This is a genomic window from Caproicibacter sp. BJN0012 (assembly GCF_035986805.1).
Lineage (GTDB): Bacteria > Bacillota > Clostridia > Oscillospirales > Acutalibacteraceae > Caproicibacter.
This window is the reverse complement of record NZ_CP142518.1, coordinates 613,641-633,713: the sequence shown is the minus strand read 5'-3', so window position 1 is coordinate 633,713 and position 20,073 is coordinate 613,641. Positions and strand designations below refer to the sequence as shown.

At 55.3% G+C, this 20,073-nt stretch carries 21 protein-coding genes; 12 read left to right on the top strand and 9 right to left on the bottom strand.

Annotated elements, in window-relative coordinates; translation table 11 throughout:
• Positions 1–18 precede the first annotated feature (18 nt).
• The 3 genes from VA597_RS03115 to VA597_RS03105 all read right to left on the bottom strand — a co-directional run bounded on the left by VA597_RS03115 (position 19) and on the right by VA597_RS03105 (position 4,105).
• Positions 19–1,194: a YgeY family selenium metabolism-linked hydrolase gene (locus VA597_RS03115; protein ID WP_326975651.1), complete on the bottom strand. Its 1,176-nt coding sequence runs from the start codon at positions 1,192–1,194 to the stop codon at positions 19–21.
• On the bottom strand, positions 1,187–2,392 hold the full coding sequence (gene dpaL, locus VA597_RS03110; protein ID WP_326975125.1) for a diaminopropionate ammonia-lyase: 1,206 nt from the start codon (positions 2,390–2,392) through the stop codon (positions 1,187–1,189). Before dpaL ends, VA597_RS03115 begins: the two co-directional genes overlap by 8 nt.
• A 114-nt stretch (positions 2,393–2,506) precedes the next feature.
• Positions 2,507–4,105: an N-acyl-D-amino-acid deacylase family protein gene (locus VA597_RS03105; RefSeq protein WP_326975124.1), complete on the bottom strand. Its 1,599-nt coding sequence runs from the start codon at positions 4,103–4,105 to the stop codon at positions 2,507–2,509.
• A 377-nt stretch (positions 4,106–4,482) separates the two neighbouring features.
• Between VA597_RS03105 and VA597_RS03100 the strand changes: the two genes are divergently transcribed.
• From VA597_RS03100 to VA597_RS03075, 6 genes are all read left to right on the top strand, one after another.
• Positions 4,483–4,824, top strand: a complete 342-nt coding sequence (locus tag VA597_RS03100) for a P-II family nitrogen regulator (protein WP_128741606.1) — start codon at positions 4,483–4,485, stop codon at positions 4,822–4,824.
• Between the two features lie 126 nt (positions 4,825–4,950).
• Entirely contained in the window at positions 4,951–6,570 is a 1,620-nt protein-coding gene (locus VA597_RS03095) for an ABC transporter substrate-binding protein (protein ID WP_128741605.1), read from the top strand.
• 104 nt (positions 6,571–6,674) lie between these two features.
• Positions 6,675–7,622, top strand: a complete 948-nt coding sequence (locus tag VA597_RS03090) for an ABC transporter permease (RefSeq protein ID WP_326975123.1) — start codon at positions 6,675–6,677, stop codon at positions 7,620–7,622.
• A gap of 12 nt (positions 7,623–7,634) precedes the next feature.
• Positions 7,635–8,540: an ABC transporter permease gene (locus VA597_RS03085; RefSeq protein ID WP_326975122.1), complete on the top strand. Its 906-nt coding sequence runs from the start codon at positions 7,635–7,637 to the stop codon at positions 8,538–8,540.
• A gap of 12 nt (positions 8,541–8,552) precedes the next feature.
• Positions 8,553–9,563, top strand: a complete 1,011-nt coding sequence (locus VA597_RS03080) for an ABC transporter ATP-binding protein (protein WP_326975121.1) — start codon at positions 8,553–8,555, stop codon at positions 9,561–9,563.
• Positions 9,564–9,573: 10 nt separating this feature from the next.
• Positions 9,574–10,599, top strand: coding sequence for an ABC transporter ATP-binding protein (locus VA597_RS03075; protein ID WP_326975120.1), 1,026 nt, complete (start codon positions 9,574–9,576; stop codon positions 10,597–10,599).
• Positions 10,600–10,659: 60 nt separating this feature from the next.
• On the opposite strand, the gene VA597_RS03070 is transcribed toward VA597_RS03075, so the two are convergent.
• Both VA597_RS03070 and VA597_RS03065 read right to left on the bottom strand, forming a co-directional pair.
• The gene (locus VA597_RS03070; RefSeq protein WP_326975119.1) at positions 10,660–11,154 is read right to left on the bottom strand and encodes a GAF domain-containing protein; all 495 of its coding nucleotides are present in this window, start codon (positions 11,152–11,154) and stop codon (positions 10,660–10,662) included.
• Positions 11,155–11,190: 36 nt separating this feature from the next.
• Positions 11,191–11,865 carry a Crp/Fnr family transcriptional regulator gene (locus VA597_RS03065; protein WP_326975118.1) on the bottom strand — a complete coding sequence of 225 codons (675 nt, stop codon included), beginning with the start codon at positions 11,863–11,865 and terminating at the stop codon, positions 11,191–11,193.
• A gap of 106 nt (positions 11,866–11,971) precedes the next feature.
• On the opposite strand from VA597_RS03065, the gene VA597_RS03060 reads away from it, so the two are divergent.
• The 5 genes from VA597_RS03060 to VA597_RS03040 all read left to right on the top strand — a co-directional run bounded on the left by VA597_RS03060 (position 11,972) and on the right by VA597_RS03040 (position 15,907).
• Positions 11,972–12,673: a 4Fe-4S binding protein gene (locus VA597_RS03060; RefSeq protein ID WP_326975117.1), complete on the top strand. Its 702-nt coding sequence runs from the start codon at positions 11,972–11,974 to the stop codon at positions 12,671–12,673.
• A 14-nt stretch (positions 12,674–12,687) separates the two neighbouring features.
• Complete coding sequence (locus VA597_RS03055; protein ID WP_326975116.1) at positions 12,688–13,038, top strand: cupin domain-containing protein; 351 nt, start codon at positions 12,688–12,690, stop codon at positions 13,036–13,038.
• 498 nt (positions 13,039–13,536) lie between these two features.
• Positions 13,537–14,412, top strand: coding sequence for an amino acid ABC transporter substrate-binding protein (locus tag VA597_RS03050; RefSeq protein ID WP_326975115.1), 876 nt, complete (start codon positions 13,537–13,539; stop codon positions 14,410–14,412).
• A gap of 75 nt (positions 14,413–14,487) precedes the next feature.
• Positions 14,488–15,129 (top strand): amino acid ABC transporter permease, encoded by a 642-nt coding sequence (locus tag VA597_RS03045; RefSeq protein WP_128741595.1) that lies wholly within the window; start codon positions 14,488–14,490, stop codon positions 15,127–15,129.
• A gap of 13 nt (positions 15,130–15,142) precedes the next feature.
• A complete protein-coding gene (locus VA597_RS03040) occupies positions 15,143–15,907 on the top strand; it encodes an amino acid ABC transporter ATP-binding protein (RefSeq protein WP_326975114.1) in 765 nt (254 codons plus the stop codon).
• Positions 15,908–15,939: 32 nt separating this feature from the next.
• Here the strand turns inward: VA597_RS03040 and VA597_RS03035 are convergent, their stop codons facing one another.
• From VA597_RS03035 to VA597_RS03020, 4 genes are read right to left on the bottom strand one after another with little or no spacing between them, the layout of a single operon-like run.
• Complete coding sequence (locus VA597_RS03035; RefSeq protein ID WP_326975113.1) at positions 15,940–16,548, bottom strand: HAD family hydrolase; 609 nt, start codon at positions 16,546–16,548, stop codon at positions 15,940–15,942.
• A gap of 52 nt (positions 16,549–16,600) precedes the next feature.
• Positions 16,601–16,753 carry a FeoB-associated Cys-rich membrane protein gene (locus tag VA597_RS03030; RefSeq protein WP_326975112.1) on the bottom strand — a complete coding sequence of 51 codons (153 nt, stop codon included), beginning with the start codon at positions 16,751–16,753 and terminating at the stop codon, positions 16,601–16,603.
• 19 nt (positions 16,754–16,772) lie between these two features.
• Positions 16,773–18,779: a ferrous iron transport protein B gene (feoB, locus tag VA597_RS03025; protein WP_326975111.1), complete on the bottom strand. Its 2,007-nt coding sequence runs from the start codon at positions 18,777–18,779 to the stop codon at positions 16,773–16,775.
• Between the two features lie 4 nt (positions 18,780–18,783).
• Positions 18,784–19,029, bottom strand: a complete 246-nt coding sequence (locus VA597_RS03020) for a FeoA family protein (protein ID WP_128741590.1) — start codon at positions 19,027–19,029, stop codon at positions 18,784–18,786.
• A 304-nt stretch (positions 19,030–19,333) separates the two neighbouring features.
• Between VA597_RS03020 and VA597_RS03015 the strand changes: the two genes are divergently transcribed.
• Positions 19,334–20,029, top strand: coding sequence for an SGNH/GDSL hydrolase family protein (locus VA597_RS03015; RefSeq protein WP_326975110.1), 696 nt, complete (start codon positions 19,334–19,336; stop codon positions 20,027–20,029).
• Positions 20,030–20,073 lie beyond the last annotated feature (44 nt).

Here is a 20,073-nt window from a genome sequence, read left to right as displayed (position 1 = left end):
CTTTAGAACGGGCCGCTTTTAACGGCAGAGTACCGCTTTGGACAGGGCCGAATATCCGGCACACGCGCCGCAGAGCTGTTCCAGCCCGATAAATTCGTCGACAGTATGGGCCAGGTTTTCCGGCGACGGACCGAACCCGACCGTCCGGATGCCGGCCTGCCCGGCAAACCGGCTCCCGTTTGTACAAAAGCTGTAGTACGAGATCGGTGCGGCAATCTCCGCACTCTGGAGGCTTTTCCGCATCGCGGAGACAAAGTTTTCCTCTGGTCCGAATTTCCAGGCGGGAAAAAAGCGAAAACCCTCGATGGTCTCTCCCGTGTAGCACGGCATTTTCCCATAGGCATAGGAAATTTTCACGCCCGCTCCGGGGTAAGACGCGGCCAGCCGGTCCGCGGCGGCCCGCAGGGGGAGCAGAACTGATTCCTCCGTCTCCCCGGTCAGCAGCCTTCTGTCAAACGTCACACGGCAGTATTCGGGAACCACCGACAGCCCCGGATAAGGCTTTGAAGCGATATCCGTCGGGACCAGAATCCCTTTTCCGAGAAATTCATCCCGGACCTCCGGAAGATCTTCAAATTCCTTCAGAAGCTCGCACATCAGGGAAACGGCATTGATTCCCTTTTCCGGATTCGCGGAATGCGCGGCCCTGCCGAATGCCTCGGCGACAATTTCCGCCCGGCCGCGCTGTCCGATGTTCAGCGCAAGCTCCGTCGCCTCTCCGATTACGACAAAGTCCGGCCGTACGGTCCGCTCTACTTCGCCCGCGGCGACACCCTCAAAGCTCTCCTCCTGCACGGTGCAGCTCAGGTACAAATCCCCGGCGAACCCGGGGTGATCCTCCGCGAAATATTTTGCGGCGCAGATCATTGCCGCAACCGCGCCTTTCATATCGGAGGCGCCGCGCCCGTAGATTTTTCCGTTTTCCATCTCCGCGCCCCAGGGATCGTGCTTCCAGTCCACAGGCTGCGCCGGAACCGTGTCGATATGCCCGTCGAACAGGAGCTTCGGCCCCCCGTCCCGCCCTTTTTTATGGGCCGTGACGCTGCCGAACCGGTCCACTTGAAACTCGAATCCGAATCCGGTGAAAACCTGCTTCAGCTTTTCCACCATCTGTCCTTCACAGCCGGAATCGCTCCTGATCCGGATCAAATCCCTGCAAAGCGCAATCAGCTCTGTTTTCCTTTCCTCACTCAGCCGCACTGCCGTATTCCCCCTCCCACACGATCCTCCGGTACATCTCCCGGCAGGTGTCGCCTTCCGTGCTGACCAGGAGCACGGAGGAAGTCCCGTCCAGGCCCAGCGCCTCCTTCAGCGGCGTGTATTCTCCGCGCTGCATGATCAGGCTGAGCGCGCCGAGGGTGACGGCGCCGGATTCGCCGGAGACGACGCGCCGGTCATCGCCGCAGGGAGCGGAGTACATTCTCATGCCCCGGGCGGTCACCCAATCCGGAACCGAAAGGAACGCCGCGCTGTCCTTTAAGACGGACCACGCGATGGGACTGGGCTCGCCGCAGGAAAGCCCGGCCATGATCGAATCCAGATCGCCGCCGACCGCCGTCATTCCCCCCTGTTCCGCCGACCGGTAAAAACAGTCCGCCTTGTTCGGCTCCACAACGATCACTCGGGGCGGAGCAGAAGGGAAAGCGGCCCGGAAAAAAGCGGCCATTGCGGCGGCAAACGATCCGACGCCCGCCTGCAGGAAAAGATGCGTCGGGGCTGGAATTCCTTCTTCGGCGGCCTGACTCAGAAATTCAGACGCAATGGTGGTATAGCCCTGCATGATCCACCGCGGAACCTCGCCGTACCCTTCCCACGACGTGTCCTGGACGATCTGCCATCCGTTCCGCGAAGCCTCTCCGATCATCAGCCGCACGGTATCGTCATAGTTTCGGTCCGTGACGAAAGTCTGCGCTCCGTTGTTCGCAATATTGCGGACGCGCTCTCCCGAGGAGCCCTTCGGAAGAAACACGACGGAAGAATAGCCGAGGCGGTTGGCGGTCCAGGCCAGGCCGCGCCCGTGGTTTCCGTCCGTCGCCGTCGCGAATACCAGATTTCCAAGCCTTTCGCGTGTTTTCTCCGCGCAGAACTCTTCGAACTTCATTTTCTCAAAGTCTCTGCCCAGCTTCTGCGCGATCAGCCGTCCGACCGCGTAAGAGCTGCCCAGCATTTTAAAAGAATTCAGGCCCATGCGCAGGGATTCGTCTTTTACCGAAATGCTTTTCAGCCCAAGCTCCGAGGAGAGATTTTTCAGCGGGACAAGCGGCGTAGGACGGTATTCGGAAAATTCAGCGTGAAAATCCCGGACCGGCTTCACGGCCTGCGCCGATAAAAATTCAAGCCCGCCGTCAAGCCGGGCTTTCTCCTGTTCGTTGGTGATCCATTGAAAATCCAATGAATATTCCCCTTTCCTCTCTGTTTCATCCGGGACCCCGAGTCCCGGTCAGAGCAAGAAAGGTGCATATCCCCCGGATATGCGCCTTTCTTCTCACAACAGCGGCGTAAATCGTTATTTGGGGCTTCGAAGGATACATTTGCCGGGGCGGGCCTGCGTCAGCTTTCCGTCCTCAAACACGACCTCCCCATTGACAAACACCTTTTTGACCCCTTTGGCAAGCTCGCGCGTATGAACGAAATCGGAAGAATCGCGGTACTCGTCAAAATCTAAAAGAACCAGGTCCGCGTCATAGCCGTCGGCAATCAGACCCTTGTTTTTCAGGCCCCAGCGCTCCGCCGTCAAAGAGGTCTGCTTGCGGACCGCCTGCTCAAACGGCAGCAGTTTTTTGTCCTTGCAGAAGTAAGCGATCGCCTTTGCGAACGTGCCGTAAGTTCGGGGATGAACCGGAGTATCCGCCGTGATGATGCCGTCCGAGCCGACGACGGTGTTTTCGTCCATATAAATTGCCTGAAGGTCCTTTTCGTCCATGGCGAAATACGCCGCCAGACCCTCGCAGTGATTCTCAACCATTAAATCGAAGAAAGCGTCGAAGTCGCTCTTCCCGACCTTCTTCGCGTAGTCCGCCACGCTCAGACCAATCGCTTCCGGCACGTTGGGGCTGGAAAGAACCACAATGCCGGAAAAGCCCTGACAGTTGATATAGTTGTTTTCGTAGGTAGCGGGCGTCTTCCTCATCTCCGCCTCAATTTTCGCCCGTTCGGCAGGATTCTTCAATTGTTCGACCAGCCGGTCTTTCCCCTGTGCGAACAGCTGCGGCGGCAGACAGACGTTCAGGATCGTCTGCGTCGCCAGATAGGGATACTGGTCGATGGTGACCCTGACTCCCCGGTCGATCGCGGCGTGAACCAGGCGCAGCGTTTCTTTGGAAAGCCCCCAGTTGGCCACGCCCATCGCCTTGTGATGGGAGATAAACAGCGGCACCCCCGCGGTTTCAGCGATATAGATCGCCTCCTTCACGGCGTCCGCCAAGCCGTCCGATTCGTTTCTCATATGGGTCGCGTAAACCCCGCCGTACGGCTGGATCACCTTGCACAGCTCGATCAACTCCTGCGTGTCGGAATACACGCCCGGAATGTAGATCAGCCCGCTCGTCAGCCCGAAACAGCCATGCTCCATCGCTTCTTTCAGATAGGCCTTCATTTTTTCAAGTTCCGCCGGAGTTGCCCTGCGGTTTTCCGTGCCCATTACCGCCGCGCGCAGGACCGAGTGCCCGCAGTTGAACGCAAAGTTGGAGGCTTTCGGAAGGGACTCCGCGTAAGCCAGAAAATGCTGGAAATCCGTGAAATACTTTAACCGGTCCAATTGCTCTTCCGTATCGAACGAGGCGAGAAGGCCGCGGATCGTTTCCAGATTTTCCGGCGCAACGGGAAATGGTGACATTCCGCACTGGCCGACCACATCCGTGGTGACCCCCTGCGAAATTTTACAGAGGTTATAGATTTCCACCGCCGGGTCGAAAACCTGGTCATGGTGAGAGTGGCTGTCGATAAACCCGGGGCAGAGGGTCAAGCCCGACCCGTCGACAACGGAACCGGCCTCTTCCGAAGGGTCCAACACGATTTTCCCATTTTGAATTCCAACCGAACCGGCATATCCCGGCCTGCCCGATCCATCGACAATGGTTGCGTTCCGGATCAATGTGTCCAACATGAAATGAAAGCCTCCTTATTCAGATGCCGCCGCAGGGCGGATCTTAACTGTTTAGCAGCCTAATAATGAATTTAAAAAAAGCGAAGTTTCATGGATGATTGTAAATCCACGCCTTCGCTTCATAATTTGCATTATAAAATTGTAAAAGTATGATGTCAAGCCTCTGAGCAAACAATTAATTTTATTAACATATTATCCGTTTTACCTGAATTAAATTAAGTTTTTTCAGATTATTTTTAACAATATCTTTTATAATGAAATTGAGTTGACAAAAAGCGCGATATCCGGTATCGTATTAGTCAATTTAATTCGCGGCGATTTTTGCAGAATATTTTAAAAATATTCAAAATCGTTCGTGATCCGTGGAGGTGAAGCCGATGAAGGAAATCAACCTGTTTATCAGACCGGAAAAACTGGAAACCGTAAAAACAATCCTTGTGGACGATTACAGCTGCGGCGGCATGACCGTGCTGAACTCGATGGGATGCGGAAACCAAAAGGGTTTTACGGACGAGTACCGGGGCACCCGGACCAATGTGAACCTGCTGCCCAAGCTGAAAGTGGAAGTAATCGTCGACGACAAGGATGTGGAACCGATCGTCACGGACATTTGCAGTAAAATCGCAACCGGGATTGTCGGGGACGGGAAAATTATCATTAAAAACGTGGAGGATGTCATTCGAATCCGAACGCAGGAGCGCGGCACCGGAGCGATTTAGATTTCTTTCCCATCCGCGGAAAAAATTAAATGCAAGCATTCATTTACTGAAGCATGCGGTTTTCGACAGGGCGATGAAGCCCGGGAAAAGACTGTGTGTTTTTTATTATCCTCAAGGAGGGAAATCATGAAAAAATTCACCATGAAACTTGCGGCGGTCTGCCTTGCAGTCTCGCTCGGCCTGTCCGCTGTAACCGGATGTTCCGGTGGTTCCGCTTCATCCGGACCGGCCTCTTCCGGACAGACCGGTTCCGCTCAGCAGGAAGGCAGCCTGAAAGACGAAATCCATATCGCCATGAACGCGGCCCCGCCCTCGCTGGACGTCCAGAAAACCAGCGCCGTCGTCGCGAGACAGATCGCGTTCGGCAGCATCTACGAAAGTCTGATGGCGTTAAAATCGGATTACAGCGCCACGCCGGAACTCTGCTCTTCCTTTGACGTAAATGATAAGCACACGGAATACACCTACCATCTTCGCAAAGGCGTCAAATTCCACAACGGTCAGGAAATGAAGGCTGACGACGTCGTCGCTTCCATGAACCGCTGGATCGAAAGCTACGGCAACGCGGGCGCAATGGTTGGCAAATCGAGATTCGAAAAAGTCGACGATTACACCGTTAAAATCACGCTTTCCGCACCGGCCCTTTACCTGAACGAACTGATTGCCGGCGCCGGACAGTCCGCGGCGGTCATGCCGAAATCCGTCATTGATGCCGCCGACCCGTCGACGGGTCTTGTCAAGGACTACATTGGAACCGGTCCGTACAAATTTGAAAAATGGGCGAAGGACCAGTACATTGAACTTACGGCGTACGGCGACTACCAGCCTTACGGAACCGACGGGCAGACCGACGGCTGGTCCGGCTACAAGCATGCCTATATCAAAGATGTGTATTACGATTTCGTCACGGATGACTCCACCCGCGTTTCTGGCATTCAGTCCGGCCAGTACGATGTCGCCTACAAACTCCCCATCGACGACTACGACATGTTCAAAAACGACGGCGACCTGAAGGTCTACAACGAAATGAGCGGTTCCCCGGGGCTGATTTACAACAAAAAGTCCGGTCTGGGCGCCAATAAATTCATGCGTCAGGCCGTCAACGCGGCGCTCAACATGGAAGACATCATGAAAGCCAGCTACGTCAGCGCGGACTTTTACCGGCTGGATTCCAGCTACATGTATAAGGAGCAGCCCACATGGTACACGGACGCCGGCAGCTCCAGCTACAACCAGCACAATGCCGACAAGGTAAAAGATCTGCTGAAGCAGGCGGGCTACAACGGCGAGTCCTTCACGATTCTGGTATCGTCCGATTACACGGAATTCTACAATGCGGCCGTCGTCATCAAGAGCGAGCTGGAAGCGGTCGGCATCAAGTGCGATCTGCTGGTCTCCGACTGGGCGACCTTCCTGACCTACCGCAGCGATCCCAGCAAATACAGCGCGTTCATCACCAGCTTTACTCCCATTGTAACGCCGACCATGCTTCTTTATATGACTTCCACATGGCCCGGCTGGGAAACCGATCCCAAAATCGAGGAAGGACTCCAGAAGATCAACGGCTCCACTTCCACCGATGAAGCGGTCGCGGCCTGGAAGGAACTCCAGCAGTACAGCTGGGAAGACGAACTGCCCTGGAGCAAGTTCGGCGACTACTACATCTACAGCGCGGCCACCACAAAAGTGGAAAATCTCGGTTATTTCCAGGGACCCTTCATCTGGAACACGAAAATCTATGAATAAGCCGAAACGCACGGTACGGTAATCAGGGAAATCGGGGAAGCATCCAAGCTTTTCACGGATTTGGGTGCTTTCCCTCCTTCTATTTCAGAGAGCAGGGGGAACGGATGAAGAAATATATCATCAAGAGAATCCTATCGCTCATCCCGGTCTTGCTGATCGTCTCCTTTGTCGCATTTTTTATCGTCCATCTGACTCCGGGCGACCCCGCGCGGGCCATGCTGGGCGACCAGGCGACCGAGCAGGATATTCAGACGCTGAGAACGACGATGGGACTGGATCAGCCGATTTACATGCAGTACCTGATCTGGATGGGCAATGTTTTTCACGGCGATCTGGGCCAATCCATTTTCATGAATGAGCCGATGTCCCAAATCATCAGGAGCCACCTTGGCCCGACGCTCGCGCTGACGGTTTACGCGCTGGCGCTCGCCGTCCTGTTCTCCATTCCGATGGGAATTCTGGCGGCAAGGAAAAGAGGGACGATCGCCGACCAGACCATCATGGGATTTTCCATGAGCGGCATCGCGATTCCAAGCTTTCTGATGGGCCTTCTGCTGATTCTGCTGTTCGCGGTAAAGCTGCGATGGCTCCCGGCCGCCGGATACAAAGACCCCGGCCAGGGGATCGGCAATTTCATCCGGTACCTGACGCTTCCCGCGATTTCGCTCGGCCTGATGCAGGCGGCGCTGATCACCCGCATGACGCGGTCCTCCCTTCTGGAGGTCCTCAGCAGCGACTACATTAAAATGGCCAAGGCAAAGGGAGTGCGGAATTTCTGGATCGTGTTCAAGCACGCGCTGAAAAATTCCCTGCTGCCGATCATCACCACCGTCGGCCAAAGCTTCATCGCGCTGCTGTCCGGAGCAACGGTAACGGAAACGGTTTTCAACATCCCGGGCGCCGGCCAGCTCGTGGTGAACTCCGTGGGCCGAAGGGACTACGAGGTCATTCAGGCTGTCATTCTGGTCATCGCCGTCATCAATGTCGCGGTCACTCTGATCATGGATATTCTTTACGGAATTGCGGATCCCCGCGTAAGACTGGAAGAATAGGAGAATTTCACGATGGAAAATACTACAGTTTTGACTTCCGCCGCAAACCCGGAGGGAATGAGGCAGATTCGGAAAAGCCTCCTGAAAGAGCAGCGGCAGCTTAAGATAAGAAAGTTTTTAAAAAACAAGCTTGCCCTGACCGGAACGGCCATCACCCTGATCATGGTGATTTTCGCCGTTTTCGCGCCGGTCATTTCAAACCAGGGCCCTTACTCCATGGTGGTCGACCAGCGGCTCATGGCCCCCTCCGCCGCCCATCTGCTGGGAACGGACACGTTTGGCCGCGACCTGTTCAGCCGCGTGGTCTACGGAACACGAATTTCGATGGGGGTCGGCGCAGGAGTCGGCGCGCTGGTTCTGGTTTTCGGCATGGTCATCGGCCTGTACGCCAGCTATTACAGATTTCTCGACAACGTGCTGATGAGAATCTGCGACGGCCTGAAAACGATTCCCGCCATTCTGCTCGCCATCGCGCTGATGGCCGTACTCGGCCCAAGCATTCAGAACGTGATCGTCAGCCTCGCCATCGTCTACACGCCGGACATCGCCAGAATTGCCCGTTCCGCCGCCCTGAGCGTTAAAGAACAGACTTATATCGAAGCCATGCACTCTCTTGGCGCGGGCCCCGCCAGAATTATCTGGAGGCACATCGCGCCCAACGTGCTTTCCCCGGTCATCGTTCAGGTTTCCTTCATTTTCGCCACGGCAATCGTCACGGAAGCGGCTCTCAGTTTTCTGGGAGCCGGAGTTCCCGTTCCCACGCCGAGCTGGGGAAATATCCTCTACGAGGGCGCGACCGTCATTTACAAGGCGTGGTGGATGATCGTTTTTCCGGGCATCTTCATGGCGCTGGCCGTCCTGGGCCTGAATCTTCTGGGCGACGGGCTCCGGGACGTTCTCGATCCGCTTTCCAATTAAGGGGGACTGATCATGCGGCAGGATCAAATACTTGAAGTGAAAAATCTATGCACCAGTTTTAACTCGGAGCGCGGAAAGATGAAAGCCGTGGACGGAGTCAGCTTCTCCGTGAACAAGGGCGAGATTCTGGGCGTCGTGGGAGAGTCCGGCTGCGGGAAAAGCGTCACCTCCCAATCCATACTCCGGCTGTACGATGAAAAATACACGGCGAGCTACGAAGGCGAGATTCTGTTTGACGGCCGGGATATCCTGAGGCTTCCGCAGTCCACGATGCAGAGCATCCGCGGCGGCCAGATTTCCATGGTCTTTCAGGACGCGCTCAGTTCGTTAAATCCCGTGCTGAAAATCGGGGACCAGATCACGGAGCCGCTCCGCATCCATCAAAAAATGGCAAAACGGCAGGCCCGCGAAAAAGCGTTGGAGATGCTCCGGCTGGTCGGAATCCCGGCGGCGGAAAAAAGGATCGACCAATACCCGCACGAGCTTTCCGGCGGGATGAGGCAACGGGTGATGATCGCCATCGCGCTGGCCTGCCGGCCGAAGCTGCTGATCGCGGATGAACCGACCACGGCGCTGGACGTGACCATTCAGGCCCAGATCATGGACCTGATCGTGGAATTGAACCGTGAACTGAACATGGGGGTCATCCTGATTACCCACGACCTTTCGGTAGTGGCCGAAACCTGCAGCCGCGTCGTGGTCATGTACCTGGGTCAGATCGTGGAGGAAGCGGAAGTCAATCAGATTTTCGACCACCCGTCCCATCCCTACACGCTGGGACTGATGAAATCCATACCGAAAATCAGCGGGAAACGCGATGAGCGGCTGTATATGATCAAAGGCATGGTTCCCCTCCTCAGCCAGATCCCGAACGGGTGCCGCTTCGCGCCCCGGTGTCCTTACGCAACGGAACAATGCGCCAGGGAAATGCCGGACCTGATTCCGGTCAACGAAAAACAGAAAGTGCGCTGCTGGCACGCGGTTTCGAGCGAATCCGTTCCTGCGGCGTCCGAAGTGGGGTGAAATCTTCGCAATGGCGGAAAAAAACGTCTTTTTACAAGCCAGCCATGTGAAAAAATACTTTCCGGTCAAAGGGACGCTGGGCAAAGTGGTCAACACCGTCAAGGCGGTGGACGACATTTCCCTTTCCCTGTACGAGGGCGAAACCTACGGCCTCGTCGGCGAAACCGGCTGCGGCAAAAGCACATTGGGCAGAAGCCTGCTGCGCCTTCTGGAGCCGACCTCCGGAGAAATCCTAGTCGACGGTCAGAATCTTATGGGACTGAACAACAGAGACATGAACACCATGCGGCAGAAAATCCAGATGGTGTTTCAGGACCCGTACACGGCGCTGAATCCGCGAAAAAAAATCGGCTCCATCCTGATGGAGGCGCTCGAGATTCAGGGCGTGAAGGATAAGACCGAACGGATGGACCGGACCATGAAAATTCTGTCCAAGGTCGGGCTACGCCCGGAGCATTTTTACCGGTATCCGCACGAGTTCTCCGGCGGGCAGCGGCAGCGGATCGGGCTGGCCAGGGCATTGATCCTGGACCCGAAGCTGATCGTCTGCGACGAACCGGTTTCCGCGCTGGACGTTTCCATCCAGTCGCAGATCATCAATCTGCTTCTGGACCTTCAAAAGGAGAAAAATCTGACTTATCTCTTCATTTCTCACGACATGAGCGTGATCCGCTACATTTCCAACCGCGTCGGAGTCATGTACCTCGGGCACCTGGTGGAGGAATCCGCGACCGACGACCTTTTCGGAATGCCGCTACATCCCTATTCGCAGGCGCTTCTGTCGGCGGTCCCGTCTCCGGACCCGCACACCAGAAAAGAGAGAATCATTCTGCAGGGCGATCTGCCCTCCCCGATCAATCCTCCTTCTGGCTGCACGTTTCACGAGCGGTGCCCCTACGCGATGAAAATCTGCGCGGAGCAGGCGCCGGAAAAACGGGAGATCATGCCCGGGCACTGCGTTTCCTGCCATATGTATGACGAAGGTTCATCCGCACAAAATTTTGTCAAAACAAACGGCGTTTCCACCCCGGCGTAAGGACGGGCATCAAAAAACAGCGTGTCCATGCAATCCGCACGGACACGCTGTTTTTCTGTTCTAGTCCATCCGCGAGCGGGTCTGAGAAATCAGTTCCGCTATTCTCTCCAGCGCGTACGCATCCTCTTCGGAGAATCTGCCGGGAACGGGACTGTCGATGTCCAGCACGCCGACGATTTTCCCGCCCTCGCGCAGAGGAATCACCAGCTCGGACGCGGAATCGCAGTCGCAGGCGATATGCCCGGGAAACCGATGCACGTCCGGGACGATCTGGGTCGCGTTTTGCGAGACAGCCGCGCCGCACACGCCCCTTCCCACCGCAATATGCATGCAGGCCGGCCTGCCCTGAAACGGGCCGAGCAGAAGCTCCCCGTTTTTCAGCCGGTAAAAACCGACCCAGTTGATCTGCTCAAGCGCGCCGTTCAGCAGCGCGGCGGCGTTCGCAAGGTTTGCGGTCCAGCCGGCCTCCCCGTCCAGCAGGGCTTCCATCTGCCGATGCAGCAGCCGGTACCGTTCGCGGGGATCTTCAGGATAGATTTGTCTGTCCGGTTCCATTTGAGTTCCTCCGAATCTCAGAATATTGCCCGTCCGTCACGGCCTGTTCTCTCTGTGAAGCACAAAGTGATTCAAGTGAAAGCTCAGGATTCCTTCCTTCTGCATCCGGGAAAGTTCGCCGGACATCGCGCTGCGGTCCACACAGAGATAATCGGACAGCTCCTGCCGGTTAAACGGAAGATCAAATTCGTTCGATCCGTTCTCCGCCGCCTGATCGGACAGATAGGAAAGCAGCTTTTCGCGGGTCGAGCGTTTCGAGAGATGCTCGATCTTTTGATTCAGAAGGATGTTTTTGGAGGCCAGGACTGTCAGCATGTTTTCAATCAGCTTTGTATGAAACCGGCAGGCGGAAGAACAGACGGACGTCACTCGGCGATAATCCAGCCACATCACTCTGCTCTCTTCCACGCTGACCACCGTGACGGGAAGGCGCTGTGCGGGTACGCAGGCAAACGCCTCGGCGAACAGATTCCCCGGCCCGATTTCCGTCAGGATGGTCCGGCCGCCCTCATAATCCTCTTTGATGATCTGGACTTTTCCCTCCAGCACGATACCCACCATGGAAATCTCCTGTCCTTCCAGCAGAAGAATCTCCTGCTTTCGGTAAACGGAGGTGCTTGCGTTCAGGCATTGAAGCATTTCTGTTAAATCTTCCTCCCCTATTCCAGAAAACAGCGGAGAATCTTTCAGCAGAGACAAATAATTTTTCATTTTTATAAACTCTTTTTATGTTGCAAAAACAACAGACTTGTTGAAATCAGTATAGTACAATCAAAGCAGAAAATCAAGAAACACAAGATATGGGAGGAAAAAACAGATGATACGCAGATTGATTCAAATAGACGAGAAAAAGTGCAACGGCTGCGGGCTGTGCGTGAACGCCTGTCAGGAAGGGGCGATCGAGATGGTAAACGGCAAGGCAAAACTGGTCCGCGAGGATTATTGCGACGGGCTCGGCAACTGTCTTCCGGCGTGTCCCGCCGGCGCCATTTCGTTTGAAGAGCGGGAAGCCCCCGCTTTTGACGCGGAGGCCGCCTCCAAACATTCCGAACCCAAACAAGCGATTCCACAGGGATGCCCCGGAAGCATGGCGAAAATGCTGAAACATCCGGCTCCTATCGCCGCGCGACCCGAGGAGGCTGAGCCGGCCGGAAACGAGCTGATGCAGTGGCCCGTACAGATCAAGCTGGTCCCGGTGAAAGCCACTTATTTTGACGGCGCCGATCTTTTGGTGGCGGCGGACTGCACCGCTTATGCGTTCGCCGGTTTTCACCGCAAGTTTATGAAAAACCGCGTCACGTTGATCGGCTGCCCCAAGCTGGACGAAAGAGATTATTCGGAGAAGCTAACGGAAATACTTAAGGAGAACCGCATTCGGAGCGTAAAAGTTGTCCGGATGGAGGTCCCCTGCTGCGGAGGAATTGAAAACGCGGTCCGGCAGGCTTTCCTCAACAGCGGAAAAATGATCCCCTGGCAGGTCGTGGTTCTTTCCACGGACGGCCGCGTCCTGGAAGAATAGAAAGGAGAAAAGCCATGCAGAATTCTCTGATAAAAAACATTGCGCAGGAAACGGTTTTCAGGCTGACGGAACAGGTGGAAGTTCTGCCGGGTCAGGTTGTGAGCAAAACACTGTCGCAAAACGCGGCACTGAGCGTCACGCTGTTCGCCTTTGACAAAGGAGAGGAAATCGGCACCCACGTGTCCGAAGGCGACGCGCTTGTAACGGTGCTGGAAGGGACCGGCCGTTTTACCATAAACGGCGCGGAACATGCGCTGAAGGCCGGCGAGTCTCTTCTTATGCCTTCCCGAAAGCCTCATGCCGTTTTTGCGCAGGATGCCTTTAAGATGCTGCTGCTGGTTGTATTCCCACCGTTGGAAACATGAAAAAACAGTTCTTTAAGAATCAGTTCAATCCGACAAAGAAGCCCGGCTTTCGCCGGGCTTCTTTGTCGGGCCGCACTGTTTCCAGACAGCCCGGAAGGGGAAGTGTTATGAAAAAGTTTATGAAAATCCTCATCCCGAGGAGCTTGTAATTAGTCTGCCGTCCGGCGGTTCGGTATTCCGTCGTTTCCGCCGGAAGTAACGCAGTGTTTTTGTTTCTATGGCTTTATCATACCCGGGCGATGTTGACAAAACATTACGGGTTGATGAAGAATACAGGAAAAATCTGTGAAATTATTTTGAACAGCGCCGCGGACCCCGTGCCAAAGTGAAATTCCACAGCGGTTTTCCTTTGTCTGAAAAATCTCGGGACGGGATAGATCAGTCCATTTTATAAAAAATAGCATAAAAAAGTTCCCGGCGCCCCTTTACTTTATTCTGCTAATTCGTTAATATATTACTATACTGTAACGTAAAAAGCAAGATAAAGGATGGATCACCATGAAAAAGATTTTGAGCCTGTTGCTCACCGCCGCGATGGCTGTTTCATTGGCCGGCTGTTCTTCCGCCGCACAGCAGACGTCTTCCGCCGCCTCCGGCGGCTCCTCTCAAAGCGCTTCCTCCGCGCCGGACGGCTCCTGGGACAAAGTGAAATCCGCCGGAAAAATGGTTCTGGGCCTTGACAAGGCTTTTCCGCCCATGGGCTATGTCGACACGCAGACCGGCGAGCTGGTCGGTTTCGATATCGACCTGGCGAAGGAAGCCTGCAAACGCCTGGGCGTTGAGCTGTCGCTCCAGCCGATCGACTGGGACAACAAAACCGCGGAGCTGAACAACGGCAATGTGGACTGCCTTTGGAACGGCTTTTCCAAAACGCCGGAGCGGGATCAGGAATTTGCCCTGAGCATTCCTTACATGAAAAACAACCAGATCATTCTGGTGAAATCCGGATCAGACTATCGGGGCCTCGACGGTCTGAAAGGCAAAACCGTAGGCGTGCAGGCGGATTCCAGCGCCGAAACGGCGCTGAACGGCAACGCGGATTTCAAAAATTCGCTGAAAAACGTCGTGAAGATCGACGACTACAGCAAAGCGGTTCTGGAAATTCAAAACGGCACGATCGACGCCATCGCTATCGACGAAATCGTGGCGCGCTACTATCTGACGAAAAATCCGGGTGCCTATGCCATCCTTCAGGACAAGGACGGGAAGGACGCGTCGCTGGCGACCGAGGACTATGTGGTTGCGTTCCGCAAATCCGATCTCTCCCTCAGGGAAAAGATTGAAGGTGCTTTAAAGGACATGGCAAAAGACGGAACCATGGCGGACATCTCCAAAAAATGGTTCGACACCGACGTTACGATCATCGGCAAATAATAGGCCGGCATTGCCGATTCGCAAAATTCATACTTTACTTCCGCCTTTTCAATCACAATGGAGGAATGCTCCCTCATGAATTACTCCGTGCTGCTTTCGCAAATGCTGCAGGCAACCCTGATGTCTCTGCGCATTTTCATTTCAACCCTGCTGTTTTCGCTCCCTTTGGGGCTGCTCGTCGCGGCGGGGCGCCGGACAAAAGTAAAGTTTATCCAGCTGCCCGTGCGGTTCTACATCCTGCTGATGCGCGGAACCCCGCTGATGCTTCAACTCCTCTTCATCTTTTATGGTCTCAAGCCGCTGACCGGAATTCAGTTGGATCGTGTTATTGCGGCTCAGGTCGCCTTTATTCTAAACTATGCGGCATATTTTGCTGAAATATTCCGTGGAGGAATCGACGCGGTGCCGCGGGGTCAGCAGGAAGCGGCCAAGGTGCTTGGCTTTTCCAGACGGCAGACGTTTTTCCGCATCATTCTGCCGCAGGTCTGCAAAATGATCCTGCCGCCCATGAGCAACGAATTTATCAATCTGGTGAAGGACACGTCGCTGGCGCAGGTGATCGGCGTGACGGAGCTGCTGCGCGTCACGTCGGACTGGGTCTCCTCCGCCGTCAGCATGGCGCCGTTCGCCGTCGCCGCCGTCTTCTACCTGGCGATGAACGCCGTCGTCACCCGCTGCTTCACCGTAGCGGAAAACCGTTTGAATTATTACCGTTAAGGAGGGAAATCTTATGCCGGTCCTGACCGCAAACAATCTTTATAAAAGCTTTGACGGTACCGAAGTACTGAAAGGGATTTCCCTCGATGTGGAGAAAGGCGAGGTCCTGACCGTCATCGGCCCGTCCGGATCGGGTAAAAGCACGCTCCTGCGCTGCATCACGCAGTTGGAGGATATTGACCGGGGCGAGGTTTCCATCTGCGGAGAAACACTGGTCAGCAATGGGAAAAGCGGTGCCGCCGTCTACTCCGACCGGGCGGCCTGCAACCGGATCGCCCTGCATCTGGGGCTGGTTTTTCAGAATTTCAATCTGTTTCCGCATTTTACCGTCCTGAGGAATATCACGGAGGCGCCGGTCCACGTACTGGGCAAAAAGAAAGCGGAGGCCGAAGCCTCCGCCAGAGAACTGCTGAAAAAGATGGAGCTTTCCGACAAAGCCGACGCCTACCCCTGCCAGCTCTCCGGCGGTCAGCAGCAGCGCGTCTCCATCGCGAGGGCGCTTGCCATGAATCCTGATCTCCTGCTTTTCGACGAGCCCACCAGCGCGCTGGACCCGGAACTGACCGGAGAAATTCTGAAGGTCATCCGGGAACTTGCCGCGGAACACAGAACCATGGTGGTCGTCACGCACGAAATGGCCTTTGCGCGCGACGTGGCCGACCGCGTCGTCTTTATGGCGGACGGCGTCATCGTCGAACAGGGTACGCCGGACCAGGTGTTCGGCAATACGCAGAGCGAGAGGGCCAGAAGTTTTCTCTCCCGTTTCAACGAGTCCTGAATATTTTGGCCGAGCCAAACGGGCGCGCGGATTCAGATCCGCACGCCCGTTTTCTTCAGCGCGGCGCAAAGCGCCGGAACATTTTGCTCAAAGCAGAACCCGCTCATCCCCAGCATCCGGCCCGTTTCCACATTTTCCGGCCGGTCGTCGATAAAGAAGCACTCCTCCGGCAAAAGGTCATATTTCCGGAACAGCGCCAGATAGATTTCTTTTTCCGGCTTCACACAGCGTTCATCCGCGGAAACAACCATACCGTCAAAATACCGCATTGCGGGAATATTCTGATAGAACCGGTAGAATCGCCGGCTCATGTTGGAAAGCAGATAAATCCCATAGCCGTTTTCCTTCAAACGGGACACGACCGGCTCCATTTCGTCGATCGGGACCAGCACGTCGTGCCAATGCTCGTACAGGTAACGCGCCGTTTCATGCAGCCGCGATGGAATCCTCTCCGAAACCAGCGCAAAATAGTCCTCGTCGCTCAAGGTTCCGCGGTCCGTTTCCAGCCATTCCGGCGCGCAGAAAAGCTCCCGGTGGATCAGCTCCGCGTCCGATGCGTCCGGCACATATTTTTTCGTAAAGCGCATCGGCTCATAGCGAAACAGCACCCAGGCCATATCAAACACAATATTTCGTATCATGGCTTCTCCTTCAACGTCCCCGGAAATGCATCGCTGCAAACCGGGGACGTCTTTATTTTTTCTCTTTTCTGCCGCACTGCCCATGATACGGGCACGCGGAACAGTCCCCGCCGCAGGAATGGTTCCTGTGACGCCAGGCATAGCGCGCGGCGAGAAAGAACAGCAGCGCCACAATCAGTACCAGTACAAGGTCCAGCGGGCCCACGAAACCATCTCCTTTTCCGTCAGCCGACGATCAGACGGCCGACCTGATACACTAAAACGGAGGCAAGCCAAGCGACTCCGCACTGGTAAAGGACGACCCCGGCCGCGCTGCGGGCACTGTTCATCTCCTGCCGGACCGCGTTGACGGCGGCGACGCAGGGCGTGTACAGCAACGTGAACGTCAGGAAGGTGAAGGCCGTCAGCGGGGTGAACATTCCGGCAAGCGCCTGCGGCAAGCCGGATACGTCCGTGCCGGTCAGGACCGCCAGCGTGCTGATGACCGCCTCCTTCGCGGTGAAGCCGGTGATCAGCGCGGTGGAAGACCGCCAGTCCCCGAAGCCCAGCGGCGCGAAAATCGGCGCGATCCAGCGGCCGATCAGCGCCAGCATGCTGTCAGAGCTGTCGGAAACGGGGTTAAATCTCAAATCAAACGTCTGCAGGAACCAGATGATGATCGTGGCCACAAAAATCACGGTAAACGCGCGGACCAGAAAGTCGCGCGCTTTATCCCAAATCAGCAGCAGCACGCTTTTCGCGCTCGGCAGACGGTAGTTCGGCAGTTCCATTACAAACGGGACGGGATTGCCGTGAAAGACCGTCCCCCTCATCAGAAAACCGCTTCCGATCCCCATCAGGATTCCCATGACATACAAAAGGATCATGACCAGCGCGGCGTGACGCGGGAAAAACGCAGCGGTAAACACGGCGTAGATCGGCAGCTTTGCGCTGCAGCTCATGAACGGCGTCAGGAGGATCGTCATCTTGCGGTCCCGCTCGCTCGACAGGGTGCGGGTTGACATGATGGCGGGCACGGAGCAGCCGAAGCCGATCAGCATCGGAACGAAGCTCCGGCCGGAAAGGCCGATCCGGCGCAGAAGTTTGTCCATGACGAACGCGACCCGCGCCATGTAGCCGCTGTCCTCCAGAATAGAGAGGAAAAAGAACAATACCACGATAATCGGCAGAAACTGGAGAACACTCCCCACACCGGCGAACACGCCGTCGATAATCAGAGATTCGACGATCGGATTGATCCCGTAAGCGGTCAACCCTGCTTGCGCCGCATCGGTTACAAATGTGATTCCATCGGAAAGCAGATTGCTCAGCACATTGCCCAGTACGCCGAACGTCAGCCAGAAGATCAGCATCATGATCAAAAGAAAAATCGGAATCGCCAGATATTTTCCGGTGAGCACGCTGTCGATCGCGACGCTCCTTCTATGTTCTCTGGACTCTCCCATTTTGACAACGGTGGACGCGCAGAGGCCTTCAATAAAGGAATAGCGCATGTCGGCAAGCGCGGCTTCGCGGTCGGTGCCAAGCTCCCGCTCCATCTCCGTCACGTCGTGCATCACCATATCTTTTTCATTGTCCGAAAGCCGGAGCGCCTCCATCATCGGCTCGTCGCCCTCCACCAGCTTTGTGGCGGCGAACCGGGGCGGAACATGGATGCGCTGCGCGTGGTCCTCCACCAGGTGAGCGATGGAATGAATCGTGCGGTGTACCGCCCCGGAGCAAAAGTCCTGCCGCACGGGCCGGCGTTTGGCCTCGGCAACCTCTAGCACGGTATCGATCAGCTCGCCCACGCCCTCGTTTTTACTCGCGGAAATCGGGACGACCGGAACGCCGATCTGCTTCTGAAATTCTTTGATCTTGATGGTTCCGCCGTTTGCGCGCACCTCATCCATCATGTTGAGAGCAATCACCATTGGAATATCCAGTTCGATGAGCTGCATACTCAAATAGAGATTTCGCTCAATATTGGTCGCATCCACAATGTTGATAATCGCGTCCGGATTGCTGTTCAGCAGGAAATCGCGCGTCACGATTTCTTCACTCGAATAGGGAGAAAGAGAATAGATGCCCGGCAGGTCGACAACCGTCACGTCCCTGTGCCCGCGAATCTGCCCGTCCTTCCTCGCGACCGTGACTCCCGGAAAATTCCCGACGTGCTGGTTGGAGCCGGTCAGTTGGTTGAAAAGCGTTGTTTTGCCGCAGTTCTGGTTACCCGCAAGCCCCAGAATCATAGACTTAGACCTCCTCGATCACAATGTTTTTCGCGTCTTCCATACGAAGCGTCAGCTCATAGCCCCTCAAATGAATTTCAATCGGGTCCCCCATCGGCGCCATCTTCCGGACCATCACGTCCGTGTTCGGCGTCAGTCCCATATCCAGCAGGCGGCGGCGCAGGGCCCCCTCTCCCCGAACCTCCAGAATTTTGGAATTTTTCCCGATTTTCAACTGGTCAAGCGTCAAATTTGCCCCTCCTTTCTCCATGAATCCCCCTCATGCGGCGGGCGTCCGATAAGTTAGTCTATGCTAACAATAATAGTGTATGCCTCCACAGGTCTTTTGTCAATAGACATTTGAAATGTTTTTGACGCCCGTTTCCTTTTCATTTTCCGACATTTCGCCCGCCTGCTTTCCTCCCGGATCCAAACTTTTATCGCGCAAAGCCGTGGGCGGTGTGGTATCTTTTTTTCTTTTCTGCATATCCTATTGACATATCAAAAATTACGCGATATAGTTTTAATAAGCAGATAATGAGATGTTTATGAATAGCAGGAAAGAGAGATATAAAATGAATCTGTCCGTTTGCGTATTCGGCGATTCCGTGTCGAAAGGCGTGGTTTTCGACAGCGTACTGAAAAAATACATCCTGCTGCGGGACTGCTTTGCCAACAGAATCAGAGGCAGCTTCCCGGTCATCATCAAGAATTATTCCAAATTCGGCTGCACCGTCACCAGAGGAATGGAATTGCTGCGCCGGCACAAGAACGAATTATCCGGTTACGATTACACCGTTCTGGAGTTCGGCGGAAACGACTGCGACTTTGACTGGGCTGAGGTTTCCGCGGATCCGGAGCAGGATCATCAACCGAAAACCCCGGTCGGAGTATTTGAGCAGAAATACGAAGAATTGATTGAGCAGGTTAAAAAATGCGGAAGCCGGCCGGTCCTCCTCACCCTCCCGCCGATCGACGCAAAGCGGTATTTCGAATGGATTTCAAAGGGGCTGAATCCGGGCGCGATTCTGAAATGGCTGGGGGATATAGAACACATTTACCGCTGGCACGAGCGGTACAATCTGGCCGTCTGCCGGGTCGCCAAAGAATGCGGCGTTCCGCTGATCGATATCAGCAGCGCGTTTCTGGAACGGCACCATTATCAGGACCTTCTCTGCGACGACGGCATTCACCCGAACGAAAAAGGGCACCGCCTGATTTCCGCCGTGATCGGCAACACCATCAAACAGCTTCAAACCGCTACGGCGTAAAAACGGCGAAAGGCCGCTGTGGAAAATCCACAGCGGCCTTTTCA